The organism is Aeromonas australiensis, from assembly GCF_000819725.1.
GTDB classification, from domain to species: Bacteria; Pseudomonadota; Gammaproteobacteria; order Enterobacterales; family Aeromonadaceae; genus Aeromonas; species Aeromonas australiensis.
In genome coordinates, this window is sequence record NZ_CDDH01000078.1 from 1 (window position 1) to 16,305 (window position 16,305).

The 16,305-nt window shown below is 59.7% G+C and carries 13 protein-coding genes, 1 tRNA gene and 1 riboswitch; of the genes, 2 read left to right on the forward strand and 12 right to left on the reverse strand.

The window, feature by feature from the left end:
- The first annotated feature begins 257 nt into the window (after positions 1–257).
- Positions 258–343: riboswitch (cyclic di-GMP riboswitch) on the forward strand.
- A 54-nt stretch (positions 344–397) separates the two neighbouring features.
- Together BN1117_RS14465 and BN1117_RS14470 are read left to right on the forward strand one after the other, a co-directional pair.
- Positions 398–2,587, forward strand: a complete 2,190-nt coding sequence (locus BN1117_RS14465; RefSeq protein ID WP_040098480.1) for an immunoglobulin-like domain-containing protein — start codon at positions 398–400, stop codon at positions 2,585–2,587.
- Positions 2,588–2,755: 168 nt separating this feature from the next.
- Positions 2,756–6,268 (forward strand): hypothetical protein, encoded by a 3,513-nt coding sequence (locus BN1117_RS14470; RefSeq protein ID WP_040098482.1) that lies wholly within the window; start codon positions 2,756–2,758, stop codon positions 6,266–6,268.
- Positions 6,269–6,351: 83 nt separating this feature from the next.
- On the opposite strand, the gene hemB is transcribed toward BN1117_RS14470, so the two are convergent.
- The 12 genes from hemB to BN1117_RS14530 all read right to left on the reverse strand — a co-directional run bounded on the left by hemB (position 6,352) and on the right by BN1117_RS14530 (position 16,239).
- Positions 6,352–7,368, reverse strand: a complete 1,017-nt coding sequence (hemB, locus tag BN1117_RS14475) for a porphobilinogen synthase (protein ID WP_040098483.1) — start codon at positions 7,366–7,368, stop codon at positions 6,352–6,354.
- A 3-nt stretch (positions 7,369–7,371) separates the two neighbouring features.
- Positions 7,372–8,157, reverse strand: a complete 786-nt coding sequence (locus BN1117_RS14480) for a TatD family hydrolase (RefSeq protein ID WP_040098485.1) — start codon at positions 8,155–8,157, stop codon at positions 7,372–7,374.
- A 188-nt stretch (positions 8,158–8,345) separates the two neighbouring features.
- Positions 8,346–9,101: a twin-arginine translocase subunit TatC gene (gene tatC, locus BN1117_RS14485; RefSeq protein ID WP_040098487.1), complete on the reverse strand. Its 756-nt coding sequence runs from the start codon at positions 9,099–9,101 to the stop codon at positions 8,346–8,348.
- Complete coding sequence (gene tatB / locus BN1117_RS14490; protein WP_019446666.1) at positions 9,098–9,562, reverse strand: Sec-independent protein translocase protein TatB; 465 nt, start codon at positions 9,560–9,562, stop codon at positions 9,098–9,100. Before tatB ends, tatC begins: the two co-directional genes overlap by 4 nt.
- A gap of 3 nt (positions 9,563–9,565) precedes the next feature.
- Positions 9,566–9,817 carry a Sec-independent protein translocase subunit TatA gene (gene tatA, locus BN1117_RS14495; RefSeq protein ID WP_005339385.1) on the reverse strand — a complete coding sequence of 84 codons (252 nt, stop codon included), beginning with the start codon at positions 9,815–9,817 and terminating at the stop codon, positions 9,566–9,568.
- Positions 9,818–9,859: 42 nt separating this feature from the next.
- A complete protein-coding gene (gene ubiB / locus BN1117_RS14500; RefSeq protein ID WP_040098489.1) occupies positions 9,860–11,500 on the reverse strand; it encodes a ubiquinone biosynthesis regulatory protein kinase UbiB in 1,641 nt (546 codons plus the stop codon).
- Positions 11,500–12,108 (reverse strand): ubiquinone biosynthesis accessory factor UbiJ, encoded by a 609-nt coding sequence (locus BN1117_RS14505; protein ID WP_040098491.1) that lies wholly within the window; start codon positions 12,106–12,108, stop codon positions 11,500–11,502. Before BN1117_RS14505 ends, ubiB begins: the two co-directional genes overlap by 1 nt.
- Positions 12,109–12,116: 8 nt before the next feature.
- Positions 12,117–12,869 (reverse strand): bifunctional demethylmenaquinone methyltransferase/2-methoxy-6-polyprenyl-1,4-benzoquinol methylase UbiE, encoded by a 753-nt coding sequence (ubiE, locus tag BN1117_RS14510; protein WP_005342396.1) that lies wholly within the window; start codon positions 12,867–12,869, stop codon positions 12,117–12,119.
- Positions 12,870–12,934: 65 nt separating this feature from the next.
- Positions 12,935–13,312 carry a fluoride efflux transporter CrcB gene (gene crcB / locus BN1117_RS14515; RefSeq protein WP_040098493.1) on the reverse strand — a complete coding sequence of 126 codons (378 nt, stop codon included), beginning with the start codon at positions 13,310–13,312 and terminating at the stop codon, positions 12,935–12,937.
- A 95-nt stretch (positions 13,313–13,407) separates the two neighbouring features.
- Complete coding sequence (locus tag BN1117_RS14520) at positions 13,408–14,673, reverse strand: cytosine deaminase (protein ID WP_040098494.1); 1,266 nt, start codon at positions 14,671–14,673, stop codon at positions 13,408–13,410.
- On the reverse strand, positions 14,667–15,911 hold the full coding sequence (codB, locus tag BN1117_RS14525) for a cytosine permease (protein ID WP_005342374.1): 1,245 nt from the start codon (positions 15,909–15,911) through the stop codon (positions 14,667–14,669). Before codB ends, BN1117_RS14520 begins: the two co-directional genes overlap by 7 nt.
- Before the next feature lie 252 nt (positions 15,912–16,163).
- Positions 16,164–16,239: transfer RNA gene (locus tag BN1117_RS14530), tRNA-Thr, on the reverse strand.
- Between the last annotated feature and the right edge of the window lie 66 nt (positions 16,240–16,305).

The following is a 16,305-nucleotide window of genomic DNA, read 5'->3' on the forward strand; positions in this document are numbered from 1 at the left end:
GCCGCGATGAACCTTTTTTTGGCTCTTACCCACTACTTTAAAGGGATAAAAAGTAGCCATTTACCGGCGCCACCGCTGCCAGCCAAGTACCGTCATGCTCAATCATGGATACTGACAAAATGTGGGTGATGTAACAAATTATCAATATTTTTCAGTTAATTAGAATCAAAAACAAATATTGATTAATTTATTTTCAAGCATCTATCATAAGCAACCTGCCATGCAGGTCACTTGATTCTCTGTGCTGCACAGTAATCGGGTGAAAAAGGCAAAGTGACCCGAAAGGGCGCGACGCAAAGCCACCGGTCTAAGGGAAAACACCTATGACAGCGGGGCTGCCCCCGGGAGTGTGCAACCACGGTTGTTCGCTCCGTTTGTACCGTATGGAGATATCAAGATGAACAAATTGAAGTTATCCCTGCTGGGCTGCCTGCTCGGCATGGGTGCGCCCATGGCGCAGGCCGCCTCGGCCGGTCAGGCTATGATCAACCCCCAATCCGGTGTCGTTGTCGGTTACTGGCACAACTGGTGTGACGGCTCGGGCTACAAGGGCGGTATCGCCCCCTGCGTCAAGCTCGATCAGGTCAACCCGCAATACAATGTGGTCGATGTCTCCTTTATGAAGGTCTATGGCAGCGATCCCATCCCCACCTTCAAGCTCGACCCGGCTATCGGCATGAGCGAAAGCCAGTTTATCGAGCAGATCGCCGAGCTGAATCGTCAGGGCCGTGCCGTGCTGCTGGCACTGGGTGGTGCCGATGCGCACATCGAGCTGCGTAAGGGTCAGGAGCAGGCCTTTGCCGACGAGATAATCCGTCTGGTGGAGATCTATGGCTTCGACGGGCTGGATATCGATCTGGAACAGGCCGCCATCACTGCCGCCGACAACCAGACAGTGATCCCGGCGGCCCTGCGTCTGGTCAAGGATCACTACGGCGCCCAAGGAAAAAACTTCCTCATCACCATGGCGCCGGAGTTCCCCTATCTGACCCAGACTGGCGCCTACATCCCCTATATCCGCAATCTGGAAGGCTACTACGACTGGATCAATCCCCAGTTCTACAACCAGGGTGGCGACGGTATCTACATCGATGGCATCGGCTGGATTGCTCAGAACAACGATGCCCTGAAAGAAGAGTTCATCTACTACATGGCGGATTCGCTGAGCAACGGCACCCGCGGCTTCTACAAGATCCCCCATAACAAGCTGGTGTTCGGCATTCCGACCAACATTGACGCCGCCGCCACCGGCTATGTGCAGGATCCGCAGAAGCTCTACAACGCCTTCAACCGCCTGAAGAGCGAGGGGCAGCCGCTGCGCGGTGTGATGACCTGGTCCATCAACTGGGATATGGGTCGCAACGCTGCCGGTCAGTCCTACAACGAATCCTTCATCAAGAGCTACGGCCCCTTCATCCACGATCAGGAGATCACGCCGCCGGACGACAACGGCAAGCCGGTGTTCAGCGGCCTGAGCGATACCCGTATCAAGCAGGGCGCCGCCTTTGATCCGCAGGCCGGGGTCAGCGCCAGCGACAAGGAAGATGGTGATCTGACAGACCAGATCCTGGTGGATGGAAATGTCGATACCCAACGCATCGGGCTCTACCCCCTCATCTACAAGGTGAGCGATCGCGACAACAACGTCACCGAGCAGGTACGCACCATCGAGGTCTACAGCATGAAGCCGGTATTCAGCGGCGTCACCGACACCACGCTGGAGCTGGGTACCGCTTTCGATCCGATGACCGGCGTCAGCGCCCACGATGAGGAAGATGGCGATCTGACCCGCGAGATTAAGGTCAGCGGCAGCGTCGACAGCAGTAAGGTCGGCCGCTACACCCTCACCTATCAGGTGAGCGACAGCGCCGGTCAGCAGGTAACCCAGCAGCGCAACGTAACCGTCAGGGAGCAGGGCGCCGTCTGTGAAAACAGCTGGGATGCCAAGAAGGTCTACGTGGGTGGCGACATCGTCAGCCACAACGGCAAGAACTGGCTGGCAGGCTGGTGGACCCAGAACGAAGAGCCGGGCACCACGGGTGACTGGGGCGTCTGGCGCGTACAGGGCGACAGCGACTGCGGCGGCACAACGCCACCCGCCGAAGGCAGTAGCGACTTCACCGTCAGCGCCATGGCGAGCGAGTACACCATAGTCAACGGTCAGGTCAGCATCCGTTTCAACGTGACCACCGCCAACCCGGTACAGATCACCGCGACTCTGGAGCAGAGCGGCCGCAGCCACGGTAACACCAGCAGCCAGGTGAACGGCACCAGCACCCTGGTACTGCAGGGCAGCAGTGTCACCGATGGCAGCTACGACGTGGTGATCACCGGTCTGGCAGATGGCCAACAACCGGTGGTACAGCGCTTCCCGGTTGCGCTGACCGAAGAGAGCAGCGGCGGTGGCGAAGGTGACTACCCGGCCTATGCCCCCAACACCAGCTATCAGGCCGGTGATCGGGTCAGCAATGCCGGTGGCAACTACGAGTGCAAACCCTGGCCCTACAGCGGCTGGTGTGGCGGCTCGACCAGCCACTATGCGCCGGGTACCGGCAGCGCCTGGAGCGATGCCTGGATCAAGCTCTGACCTTGCCCCAACCACTAACGGGGGCCGACAGGCCCCCGCCCATATCCTGCCCGTCGGCCACACTGCCGATGGGCAGGATGCACTGACCCGGACGGGTTAGCCCCTCTCTTTTACATGCTTGCCAACCACCAAAAAACATCCAACAACAACCAGGATAAGGAAATCACCATGCCAAGAACCACCAAGCTTGCCGCCCTGCTCGGCCTGCTACTGTCGGCCCACGCCGTCGCCGATGAGCGCGAACAAGCCTATTTCAAGCAAACCTATCAGGATCACTACCAGCAGATGACGGCGCGCCTCGCCGCGCTGCACCAGAGCGCGGCTGACGAGCAGAACGTGATCATCAAGGATGGCAAACGCCACCTTGCCATCAATGGGCTGCTCTACCCGCTGACAGCAGACAATTACATCCAGTTCGATCTGCCCAAACCCACCTTCTTCGATGAAACAGCCATCCGTAACGTCTTTGATTTCTTCGATGAGGAGTGGGAGCTGACCTGGTACGACGGTGGGGTCGTAGCGGTCAACAAACGCTTTGGCAACTATGACTACGGCAACGGCTGTCTGCTGGAGTACTTCCCCCACGGCCAGATCCAGAATGGCGAACGCACCCGGGTGGTGATGGAGACCAGCTCCTGCAGCGTCAACTCGTTTGCCACCTCGCTGCAATATCTGGACAAAGGCGAGGAGCTGACGGCCGACCAGCTGAGGCTGGACGCCAGCCTGATCACGGCGGTCGAGCGCTATCAGGATCGGCTCTATGTCAGCCAGAACGGCAATCCGGGCCATGTGGCCATTATCGATATCCCGAGCCGCCAGCAGATTGGCGAGATCCGCGGCACCGAAACCGGCAATGCCACGGCCTACAACCAGGTCAGTGAACTGTTTGTCCGCAACAACCTGCTCTACGTGGTCTCGCGCTACTCGCACCGGGTCGATATCTTCGATCTGGCCGATGAACATCGCCATGTCACCACTCTGGGAACCGGCCGGGATGCCGGCAGCAACAGTCTGCACCGCGCCCAGGCCGTCTTTGCCAATCAAGATTACGTGCTGGTGGCCGATGCGCTGAGCGAGATCAAGGTCTACCGCCAGCAGGATGTGACACCGGAGAACAGTCTCAAGACTCCCATCGCCGGTCGGCTCGCCTTTGAAGGAAAATACAGCCACCGTCTGGTGCAACTCCATCAGGTGGGTGACTATCTGCTGGCCCATACCGCCGGCAAAAACTACTACATCTACGACCTGCGCAAACTGGCTGATGCCATCGCCAGCAACACCCCGCTGGCGCCTGAGCAGGTGATCGCCGACAGCAATCTGCAAAAAATCGACATGGATGGCGATCGACTGGTGGTGAACTTCAAGGACCGCATCGAGTGGCATGATGCCGATACCCTGATCGCCAACGACTTTCAGTTCAAGCACCCGACCTTTACTGTTCGGGAGATCAACCAGCAGCCCGTGACGGCGCTGAAAGATCTCCAGCTGGCGGGCTCGGCGCTTGTCACCGCCAACCAGCGCGGCCTGGGTTTCAACCAGCTGCTGAGCAAGGAGATCAGCTTCACGGCCGACGAGCAGTTGCCGGCTCGCCCGCTGACCTTCGATCAGCTGATGCCGGCCGCAGTCAGCTACATACTGCGCAATGATGAACCCTACGAGGTGTTGATCGATCGCGCCCAGCGTTCGGTCAACATCAACTCGCTGGTCAAGACCGAGCTGCTTGATAACGACACTGCGCGCATCACCAACTATGCCGCCAGAGAGCTGCATGACATCAATATCGAGTCGCGCCTGAACGGCATCAACAAGTGGCTGATCCTGGGTCAGATCGATCGCCTGCCGGCCTATGCACAGATCACCCTGCCCCTGAGCGCCTTTGGTGAGCAAGGACGCTTCAACAGTGCCAACCGCGATGGTGTATTCGACCTCAACAACCTGCTCATCAGCGACATCAACCTGTCTACCCAGTTTGAACACAAGTTCAGCTCCAACTCGGACCTGTTTGCCCAGAAACTGGCACGCCTCAAGCCAAACTGGAACGTGCGCTTCGCCACCAACACCAGCGGCTCCTGGCGTCCTATCAATGCCCTCTACGCCCGTGAGTGGCTGATCATGGCCACCAACCTGGCCTACATGGTCTCGACCGAGGAGTTCAAGCACGTCTGGTACAACTTCAAGGCGGTGAACGGCTACGAGATGTTCGGCAATGGCGGCAACAGCTATGTGCCGAACGGGATCTTTACGGCAGCCGACTATGACCACTACTACCACAGCCTGATGAAGCGCCCCACCCTCAACCTGGGGATCACCGCCATGGGGGGCGGGCTGGGGAGTGGTGGCATCACCGGGGTCGATACCTTTAACTTTGTCAGCCACTACTACGGCAGTTGGGGCATCATTGCCCACGAATTTGGCCACGGCTTCGATGGGAAGTCCTACAGCCATGAGAGCGCGTTTGCCCGTGGCAGCCACGGCTGGCATCCCCTGATGACGGGCATGGCCAACTACCATATCCGCAAGGGCGACCTGCCCTATCTGGACGATGATCTCAACGGCTTCCACAAGCCAGAAAACGACATCTATCGCTACAACTCGGTCAGCCAGGGGGCTCGCAAGCACCGCGCTGACAGCCACATGTACTATACCGACCACTACTTCATGCAATTCTCCACCATGCCGCAAGGCTGGGTGGCCAACGGCAGCGACTTCAGTGCCGGGCAGCTGGCGGCCCTGAACAATCAGGAGCGACTGCTGATGGGCGGGATCCCAAAAGAGTCGGAGAAACGCAATCTCTGCCGGTTCACCTTCCAGGATGGCGAGCAGTACTACGGCTACGTCGAACAGCAGGCTGATGGTCTGCGCTGTGATGCCGGCTCCCTGATCCGTTATCGTCAGCCCGATGGCCAGTTTGTGCCGCTGGTCTCGGCCATCAACCAGTTTGACTGGCTGTCACTCCACCACAAGGGCAAGCTGGATCAGCCGGTACTGCACCAGAATGGTCGCCCGCTCTGCTACAAGAATGTGGCGGGCTTTTACGGTATCGGCTTCGTCAATGACAACAACCAGTGCACCCAGTTGCCCAACGTCTATCAGACCAATGGCAAGCACTGGCTGACCAGCTCCGGCTGGACCGGTCTGACCTACCTGAGCGGAGACTTCATTCTGCGCACGACCGGTAGCAGCAGTGACTTCACCGTTACCGATCTGGCGGCCGAATATCTCATCGTCAACGGCACGCTCGACGTCAGCCTGACGCTGACCACCGCCAACCCGGTGACCGTCACCGCAACCCTGTTGCAGGATGGCAATCCGGTCGCCACCGGCAGCGCCCTGATCGAGGGTCAGGGTTCCCTGCAGCTGACGCAGTCGGGCCTAGCGGCTGGCAGTTACGAGCTGTTGCTGGCGGGCATGGCAGAGGGGAGCAAGCAGGGCTTCGAGCGCCGCTTCACCCTGGCGTTGGTGGAACAGGCACCGGGTGAGGGCAGTGACGGTGACGGCAATAACGGCAGCTACCCGGCCTATGTGGCAGGCACGGCTTATCAGAGTGGTGAGCGGGTCAGCCTTGCCGGTGACAACTACGAGTGCAAACCCTGGCCCTACAGCGGCTGGTGTGGCGGCTCGGCCAGCCACTATGCACCGGGTACCGGCAGCCACTGGAGCGATGCCTGGATCAAGCTGTAATCAGCCGCTCGCGACAAAAAGAGAGCCGTAACGACAGAGGGGGAGCCATCGGCTCCCCCTCTCGTTTATCTCTTCAACCCGATTTAACGGGCATCTTCCTTCAGCCACTGCGCCACGCGCTTGGCGAAGTAGGTAAGGATGCCGTCGGCCCCGGCCCGCTTGAAGCAGAGCAGGGACTCCATGATGGTCTCCCTCTCTTTCAGCCAGCCGTTCTGGATCGCCGCCATGTGCATGGCGTACTCGCCGCTCACCTGATAGGCGAAGGTCGGCACGCCGAACTGATCCTTCACCTGACGAACCACGTCCAGATAGGGCATACCCGGCTTGACCATCACGCTGTCGGCCCCTTCCTGAATATCCAGCGCCACTTCGTGCAGGGCTTCGTTACTGTTGGCCGGGTCCATCTGGTAGGTAGCCTTGTTGCTCTTGCCGAGGTTGCCGGCAGAGCCGACCGCATCGCGGAACGGGCCGTAGTAGCAGGAGGCGTACTTGGCGGAGTAGGCCATGATCTGGGTGTTGATGAAGCCGTTCTCTTCCAGTGCCGCACGGATGGCACCGATGCGGCCATCCATCATGTCGGACGGCGCCACGATATCGACCCCGGCTTCGGCGTGAGAGAGCGCCTGCTTGATCAGGATCTCGGTGGTGATGTCGTTCAGCACATAGCCTTCGTCATCGATGATGCCGTCCTGACCGTGGGTGGTGAACGGATCGAGCGCCACGTCGGTGATGACCCCCAGCTCCGGGAAGCGGGCCTTGAGGGCACGCACGGTGCGCTGGGCCAGTCCGTTCGGGTTGTAGGCCTCTTCCGCCATCAGGCTCTTGCTCTCCAGCGGGGTCACCGGGAACAGGGCGATAGCGGGCACACCCAGCTCCACCAGCTCGGCAGCCTCGATCAGCAGCAGATCGATGGAGAGACGCTCCACCCCCGGCATGGAGGGAACGGCTTCCCGACGGTTCTCCCCCTCCAGCACGAACACCGGATAGATGAGATCGTTGACGGTCAGTACGTTCTCGCGCACCAGACGACGGCTGAAATCATGTTTGCGCAGACGGCGCAGGCGGCGGCCCGGAAAGGCGCCCGGAAGAGTTGTAGCCATGAATCACTCCTGGAGAGGAAGTTGGAAGAACGCGGCGGAGGTGGCCCGGGTGTGGGCCAGCAAGGCCTCGGGCGCTTCACCACGACAGGCCGCCACCACCTGGGCGATGTGCGGCAAAAAAGCAGGTTCGTTGCGTTTCGGGCGCGGTTTCAGATCCCGCGGCACCAGATAGGGGGCGTCGGTCTCGATCATCAGGCGGCCGGCCGGAATACGCGCCACCTGCTCGCGCAGCAGCTGGCCGCGGCGTTCGTCGCAGAGCCAGCCGGTCACCCCGATATGCAGCCCCAGCGCCAGACACTCGTCCAGCTCCTCGTCGGAACCCGTGAAGCAGTGCAGCACGGCTCCCGGCAGCTTCGGCAACCAGGGACGGAGGATCTCGATAAAACGGGCGTGGGCATCGCGGCAGTGGAGAAACACCGGCATCCCGAGCTCGGCAGCCAGTGCCAGCTGGGCGTCGAATACCGCATCCTGTACCGGACGGGGGGAGAAGTCGCGGTTGTAATCGAGGCCGCACTCGCCGATGGCCACCACCTGCGGCAAGGCTGCCAGCTCGCGCAAGGCGGGCAGGGTCGCCTCATCGACACTCTTGGCATCGTGAGGGTGTACCCCGGCGGTGGAGAAGCAGTAGCCCGGCCAGCGGGCGGCCAACTCGGCGCTCTCGCGGCTACCAGCCAGATCGGTACCGGTGAGGATCAGCGCCTCCACTCCGGCGGCACGGGCGCGGGCCACCAGCTCAGGCTGTTCACCGACGAACTGGCTGCTGGTCAGGTTTAAACCGATATCGATCATGGGATGAGACGTTCCGAACAAAAGGAATACATATCAGGTATTTGAAAACCATCTACCGAATGGGGTCTTACCATACGCCTCGAACGGGAGCATGAAAAGAGGAAGGGAGCCTCAGCTCCCCTCGTTCTGCTATTCCTGCGGACTTCGTCATCCTCTCACCGTCTGGCAAACAGGTGACGAACAGAGCCTCAGCTCTCCACATCCGGTTGTTCCTGTTGCTCTTCATCCTCTTTCTTCACGTAGAAGCGGGCGAAGAACAGACCTATCTCCCACAGCGCCCACATCGGGATGGCAAGCAGGGTCTGGGAGAAGACATCAGGCGGTGTCAGCAACATGCCGACCACAAACACCCCGACGATGACGTAGGGACGTTTCTCCTTCAGGTTTTGCGGTGTGGTCACGCCGGTCCAGCAGAGCAGTATGGTGGCCACCGGAATTTCGAACGCCACCCCGAATGCGAAGAACAGGGTCAGTACGAAGTCCAGATAGCTGGCGATGTCGGTCGCCACCGTCACCCCGGCGGGTGCGGTACTGGTGAAGAAACCGAACACCAGCGGGAACACCACGTAGTAGGCGAACGCCATCCCCGCATAGAACAACAGGGCACTGGAGACCACCAACGGCATGATCAGCCGCCGTTCATGCTGGTACAGACCGGGGGCGATAAAGGCCCAGGCCTGATAGAGCAGATAGGGGATCGCCACGAAGAAGGAGACCACCAGGGTCAGCTTGATCGGCGTCAGGAAGGGGGTCGCCACATCCGTCGCGATCATGCTGGTCCCTTCCGGCAACTGGCTGAGCAGCGGCTGGGCCACGAAGTCGTAGATGTTGTTGGAGAAGTAGATCAGCGCCAGAAACACCACGAGGATGGCGGTAATGGAGCGCAGCAAACGGGTTCTCAGCTCAACCAGATGGCTGATCAGGGGTTGTTCGGCCTGACTCATGGCTTCACCTCCCCTTTTACTGCGGAGTCGCTGACCGGCACCGGCTCGCTCTCCCGCTGGCTGTTGACCGGCGGCACGTCGTGGCTCAGCTGCACCGCAGGCTCCACCGGCGTGACAGGCTCAGCCTGGGCGACCGGCTCGGGGCGCGGCGGACGGATCTCGTTCTCCACCTGATAGGGGCGATTGACCGACTGGGCCGCCGCTTTAAGCTGTTCGATGGACTCCTGCAGCTCGGGGCTCAGGTTGCTCATCTGCAACTGTTCCGCCTTCTTCAGGTCGTTATGCAGCTCTTGCAACTTGAGCTCCTGCTCCAGCTCGGACTTGACCGAGTTCGCGGTCGAACGAATGAGGCGGATCCAGTGGGTAGCCGTGCGGATGGCAACCGGCAGCCGCTCGGGCCCCAGTACCACCAGTGCTACCACACCGATAACGACCAGCTCCCAAAAACCGATATCGAACATGGCTTAGGCCTGGTCTTTGTCTTTCTGCTTGGCGGTCTCACTGCTCTGAGTGGCCGCTTCGTTCAGCTGTTTCGGGGGAAACTCGGCATCTTTCTGCTCGGCCTTGGCATCAGCCGGCTCGTCGGAGAGGGCTTTCTTGAACCCTTTGACCGCCGCGCCCAGATCACCGCCAATGCCGCGCAGTTTCTTGGTACCGAACAGCAGCACGACGATGACTGCAATGATCAACAATTGCCAAATACTGATACCACCCATGATTTTCTCTCCAGAACAGGCGCCTGACGGCGCGGTTGTTGATTAATGGGAACGGGTTCGCAACCAGCCGACCAGCCAGCAGAGGGCTGCACCGGCGAGACTGGCTTGTCCCCACTCAATGTGTTGTTTTTGGGTCAGCAAGAATACACCCGCCAATAGCAGGCTGGCTCCAACCCCTAAGAGGTAGCGGGCCTGCCCCTGCCGACGGCTGTGACGGCGGAACTCGGCAAACATCTGGTCGAAATGACGCTGCTGATGACGGGTCTGACGCAGGGTCTCATAGACCAGCTCCGGCAGCTCCGGCAGCTTCTCCGCCCAGAATGGCGCCTTCTCCTTGATGGCGTTCAATACCGACTTGGGCCCTACCTGTTCGTGCATCCAGTTTTCGAGGAACGGCTTGGCGGTCTGCCACAAATCGAGCTGCGGGTAGAGCTGACGCCCCAACCCTTCCACATAGAGCAGGGTCTTTTGCAGCAGCACCAGCTGCGGCTGCACCGTCATATGGAAGCGACGCGCGGTGTTGAACAGGTTGAGCAGCACGTGACCGAACGAGATCTCGGAGAGCGGCTTCTCGAAGATGGGCTCCAGCACGGTGCGGATGGCGAACTCGAACTCGTCCACCTTGGTGTCTGCCGGTACCCAGCCCGACTCCACGTGCAGCTCCGCCACCCGACGATAGTCTCGGTTGAAGAAGGCGAGGAAGTTCTCCGCCAGATAGCGTTTGTCTTCCCGATTGAGGGTACCGACGATGCCGCAGTCGATGCCGATCCAGAGCGGGTTTTCCGGATGTTCGTAAGAGACGAAGATGTTGCCCGGGTGCATATCGGCATGGAAGAAGCTGTCGCGGAACACCTGAGTGAAGAACACCTCTACCCCGCGCTCGGCCAGCAGCTTCATGTTGGTGCCGTTGGCTTCCAACGCAGGGATGTCGGAGACCGGAATGCCGTAGATGCGCTCCATCACCAGCACCTGCTCGCGGCAGAGCTCAGTGATGATTTCAGGCACATAGAGCACCTCGGAGCCGGTGAAGTTGCGGCGCAGCTGGATGGCGTTGGCCGCTTCGCGCATCAGATTCAGCTCGTCGAGGATGGTCTTGCGATACTCCTCCACCACCTCGATGGGGCGCAGCCGCGCGCTCTGGGGCACGAAGCGGGCCACCAGACGGGCCAGCGCCTGCATCAACCGCAGGTCAGCCTCGATGACCGGTTCGATGTCGGGACGGATCACCTTGATGACGATCTCGCGGCCACTCTCCTTCAGCCGGGCGGTATGCACCTGCGCGATGGAGGCCGACGCCAGCGGCGTCTCGTCGAAGTCGTCAAACAGGGTTTCGATGGGACAACCCAGGCTCAGCTCAATCTGCTGACGCGCCGCCTGACCACAGAAGGGGGGCACCCTGTCCTGCAGCAGGGCCAGCTCCTCGGCAATGTCCGGCGGCAACAGGTCGCGGCGGGTCGAGAGCATCTGGCCAAACTTGATGAAGATGGGGCCAAGAGCCTCGAAAGCGAGGCGGATGCGGGCACCGCGGCTGAGATCCGGTTGTTTGTTCTTGAGCCAGAACAGGGAGCGACGGGCCAGACGACCCGGCCAGGGTTGATAGCGGGCGGGCACCAGTTCGTCGATGCCCTGCTCCAGCATGATGGTGATGATGCGATAGAGGCGTTTGAACTCCTTCGGGGTCATCAGGTCACCTGCTGTTCGAAGCGGGCCAGCCGCAGTTCGACGGCCTTGAGCTGCTGGGCCAGCACCTCGACGTCATCGTTGAAACTCGCCACTTCCAGCGGGCCGGGGGCGAGGCGGGCCTCTTCGGTCAGATATTCCGCCAGCTGGCTGCGGGTGCGGCACAGCTCGCGACCGACCAGGCGACGCGCCTGACGGGCACCACTGAACAGGGTGTGGGCCAGCACGTCGCCGGTATAGCGCGACAGCTCCTCCTCCCAGTCGATATCCAGCTCACCCAGCAGCACGCTGAATGCCTGTACCAGCTGGGGATCACCGCTCAGATCCAGCTTCTCCTCGCGGATATAGCGGGTCAGAGCGGACGGGTCTTTCAGCAGACCGAGGGCGGTCAGCGACAGGCTGAGCACCGCATCGGCCTCCCCTTCATGCTGGGCCAGCACATCCAGTCGACGCTCGGAGAAGACGAACCAGAGCGGCTTGAGTTCACGCAGTTCCAGCTTGAGCACCTTGCCCACCAGTTTGCGCAGCCGCTCCGGACTCTGTTTGTCCAGCTCCAGCAACTGGTTGAGGCTGGTTTCGATCACCGCGGTGACCATGGCATCCATCGGCATAGGCAACCTTAAAACTTGTAACCGCGGTGCAGGGCGACCACACCCTGAGTCAGATTGAAGTACTCCACCTGCTCGAAACCGACATTTTCCATCATGCCAGCCAGGGTTTGCTGATCAGGGTGCATACGGATGGACTCTGCCAGATATTTGTAGCTTTCACTGTCGTTCGCGACGATTTCGCCCATTTTCGGCAGCAGTTTGAAGGAGTAGAGGTCATAGAGCTTGGCGATCACTTCGCTGACCGGCTTGGAGAACTCCAGCACCAGCAGACGGCCACCCGGCTTGAGCACCCGGAACATGGAGGCGAGCGCCTTGTCCTTGTCGGTGACGTTGCGCAGGCCGAAGCCGATGGTAATCACGTCGAAGTGGTTATCCGGGAAGGGGAGCGCCTCGGCATTGGCCTGCACGTAGGAGACGTTGTTGGCGACCCCCAGATTGCGCAGCTTGTCGCGGCCCACTTTCAGCATGGAGTCGTTGATATCCGCCAGCACCACCTGACCGGTCTCGCCGACGATGCGGGAGAACTTGGCGGTCAAGTCACCGGTACCACCGGCCAGATCCAGCACCTTCTGGCCCTTGCGCACACCGGAACAGTCGATGGTGAAGCGCTTCCACAGGCGGTGGATGCCGAACGACATCAGATCGTTCATCAGATCATACTTGGCTGCCACCGAATGGAAGACACCTGCTACCAGAGTTTCCTTCTCGGTCGCGGCCACGGTTTTAAAGCCAAAATGCGTTGTCGTTGCTTGTTCTGACATCCCTTAAACACCCATAGAGCAAAGAATGGCCGCCAGTTTACCAGAGCCACTGGCGTCCGGACACCTTAAACCCGGCTCGCAACCAACTGCATGCCCAGCACCACCATGGCCAGACAGAGGAAGAGATTGAGACCGATATTGAGCAGCGCTTTCAGATAGGCCCCATGTTGGGCCAGCACTACCGTATCGAGGGCAAAGGAAGAAAACGTGGTCAGGGCACCGAGGACCCCCACCATCAGCAGCGGCTTCATCGGGTGTTCTACCACATGACCGTGACTGATGAGAGCGAACGCTACCCCCATGATGAAAGAGCCCACCACGTTGACCACCAGAGTCCCGTAAGGAAAGTGGCGCCCCAGCAGCAAGGCCATCAGTTCGGCAATTCCAAAACGAAGGCAGGCGCCGATGGCGCCCCCTGCAGCAACATAGAACCAGGTTTGCATGGTGTCACTCCTTCAGGGTCAGGCCGCCATTATGTCGCAATGGCGGCCCTTGTGCCCAGAGGCGGAACTAATCGGCATCCAGCCTGATTGAAATTTCAGCGGCGAAAATCGATCGGCTCGGGCTCACCCAGCAGGATCTCGGTCTGGGCCGGACGGGTCTGGGCAATCACCTTGCCGTGACGGATTGAATAGCGCACCGGCACCTGACGGCGCACCGCATCGAAGCCGTTGTCGGCAGGCAGGATCAACAGGTTGGCCGGTTTGTCCACCTCGATGCCATAACGATCCTGCACGTTCAGGGTACGGGCACTGTGGCTGCTGATCAGCTTCAAGCCGTCGTTGATCTGCTCGTAGCCCATGATCTGGCAGACATGCAGCCCCATGTGTAACACCTGTAACATGTTGGCGGTGCCCATGGGGTACCAGGGATCGAACACGTCGTCGTGACCGAAGCAGACGTTGATGTTCGCCTCCAGCATCTCCTTCACCCGGGTAATACCACGGCGTTTGGGATAGGTATCGAAGCGCCCCTGCAGGTGAATGTTCACCAGCGGATTGGCCACAAAGTTGATGCCTGCCATCTTGAGCAGCCGGAACAGGCGGGAAGCATAAGCGCCATTGTAGGAGTGCATGGCGGTGGTGTGGCTGGCCGTTACCCGATGGCCGATACCGCGTTCGTAGGCCAGGGTCGCCAGCGTCTCGATAAAGCGGGACTGCTCGTCATCGATCTCGTCGCAGTGCACATCGACCAGAACCTGATACTTCTCCGCAAGCTCGAAGATGTAATGCAGACTTTCGACCCCATATTCCCGGGTGAACTCGAAATGGGGGATTGCGCCGATCACGTCGGCCCCCAGCTTGAGCGCCTCTTCCAGCAATGCCTTGCCATTGGGGTAGGAGAGGATCCCCTCCTGCGGGAAGGCGACGATCTGCAGCTCCACCCACTCCTTCATCTCTTCCCGCACCTCCAGCATCGCCTTGAGCGCGACCAGATTGGGATCGGAGACATCGACATGAGTACGCACAAACTGGATGCCGTTGGCGATCTGCCACTTCAGCGTCTGGATGGCGCGCTGTTTCACATCCTCATGGGTCAGCAGCGCCTTGCGCTCGGCCCAACGCTCGATCCCCTCGAACAGGGTGCCGGAGAGATTCCAGCTCGGCTCGCCCGCCGTCTGGGTGGTATCGAGGTGAATATGGGGTTCGATAAAGGGGGCGATCGCCAGACCGCCCTCCCCATCCAGCACCCGACCGGCGACGGCATGCTCGTCATGGGGTTCGATGGCGGTGATGACCCCATCCTGACAGCGGATCTGCCAAACCCCCTCCCGATCGGCCAAACGAATATGTTGAATCAGCATTTGTTAGCTTCCTGTACCAGAACCGGCCGCTGGGTGAGGCGAACCAGAATGAAATAGGTGAAGGCGGCGCCCAATACCGCGTTGAGTGGCACTATGCCCGGCAGCCACTTGCCGACAGCCACCCCGACCGCCGTGGCGACCAGCGCCTGCCAGCGCACCGTCTCGAACTGCTGATCGGCAAACTGACGGTAACGCTCACGATTGAGCAGGAAATCCATGATGATAATGCCACCGATCGGCGGAATTGCCGTACTCAAAAAGGCCAGCCAGCCGACAAAGTTGTTGTAAAGCCAGAGGGCACAAGCCGTACCGATCAGGCCGTTGATCACGCTGAGCGGCTTGCTCTTGAGACCGGTAATGTTGGCAAAACCGAGGCCGGAGGCGTAGAGGGCGTTGTCGTTGGTGGTCCAGATATTGAGACCCAGCACCAGAATGGCGGGGATCAGTAGACCCTGCATCAACATCACTTCCGAGATATCGGCCTGGCCGGTCACGGCCGCACCAGCAGCGCCGAAGACGAACATTAGCGTGTTGCCCAAAAAAAACGCCACCATGGTAATCATGACGGCGCCCCAGGGTTTACGACCAAAGCGGACAAAGTCGGCTGTCAGGGTTCCTGCACTGATAAAGGAACCGACCACCATGGTCAGCGCCGTGGTGAACTCGATGGGATTGCTTGGTTGCACCTGCTGCAACGCAGCCATGCCACCGGTCGAGGTCACCGCCAGCCAGACCGAGTAGCCACCCAGCAGGGCGATAGCCGGTACGGCCACAAAGCTCAACACCATCAGGGCAGAGATCCCGAAGTAAACGGTTACCGTCATTAAAATACCCGAAATAGCGATCAGCCAGTTCACATCGATGCCGGTCGCCTTCTGCACCGGCAGGGCAAACATCGCCACGCCCACGCCAAACCAGCCGACCTGAGTACCGCCGAGCAGCAGGGATGGCAGCCAGGAACCTTTCACCCCAAAGGAGTAACGAGCCAGCAGATGGGTAGAGAGGCCGGTTGAGGCACCGATATAACCGAGACAAGCGGTGTAGATACCCAGCAACAAGTTGCCGATCAGTACCGCCTTGATGAAGTCATCGAATACCAGCCCGGTACCAAGCGCACCACCGGTCCACATGCTGGCAGAGAAGAAGGTCAGGCCGAGCATCACCAACATCAGCGACAGCACCCCTTTGCGCCCTTTGGCGGGTACCGCCCCCAAACAGTATTCGTTATCCTGCGCCATGCTCTTTCTCCACGTAATAGGCAAAACGCGCCGGATTTTACATGTAAAACGTTTTACGTCAATCAATCATGGTTAAATATCTGGATAAAACCATCAATAGCAGTCAAATGAGTAACACATTAGGACTCAAATCAGCAGATAAACTGTATCGACTGCAAGCAGAGGGGGTTGCGGGAATAGGGAATGTAGGGGGATATAAGAAAACTGACAGATGCAAAAAAGCCTCCCTTTTCAGGGAGGCTTTCTATTTAATGGTGCTGATACCCAGAATCGAACTGGGGACCTCATCCTTACCAAGGATGCGCTCTACCGACTGAGCCATATCAGCACACTAACCGGTAAAGACCACGCTGGGCGTAATCTTGAAATTGGGTGCCTGCCAAGAGCGTCCTAC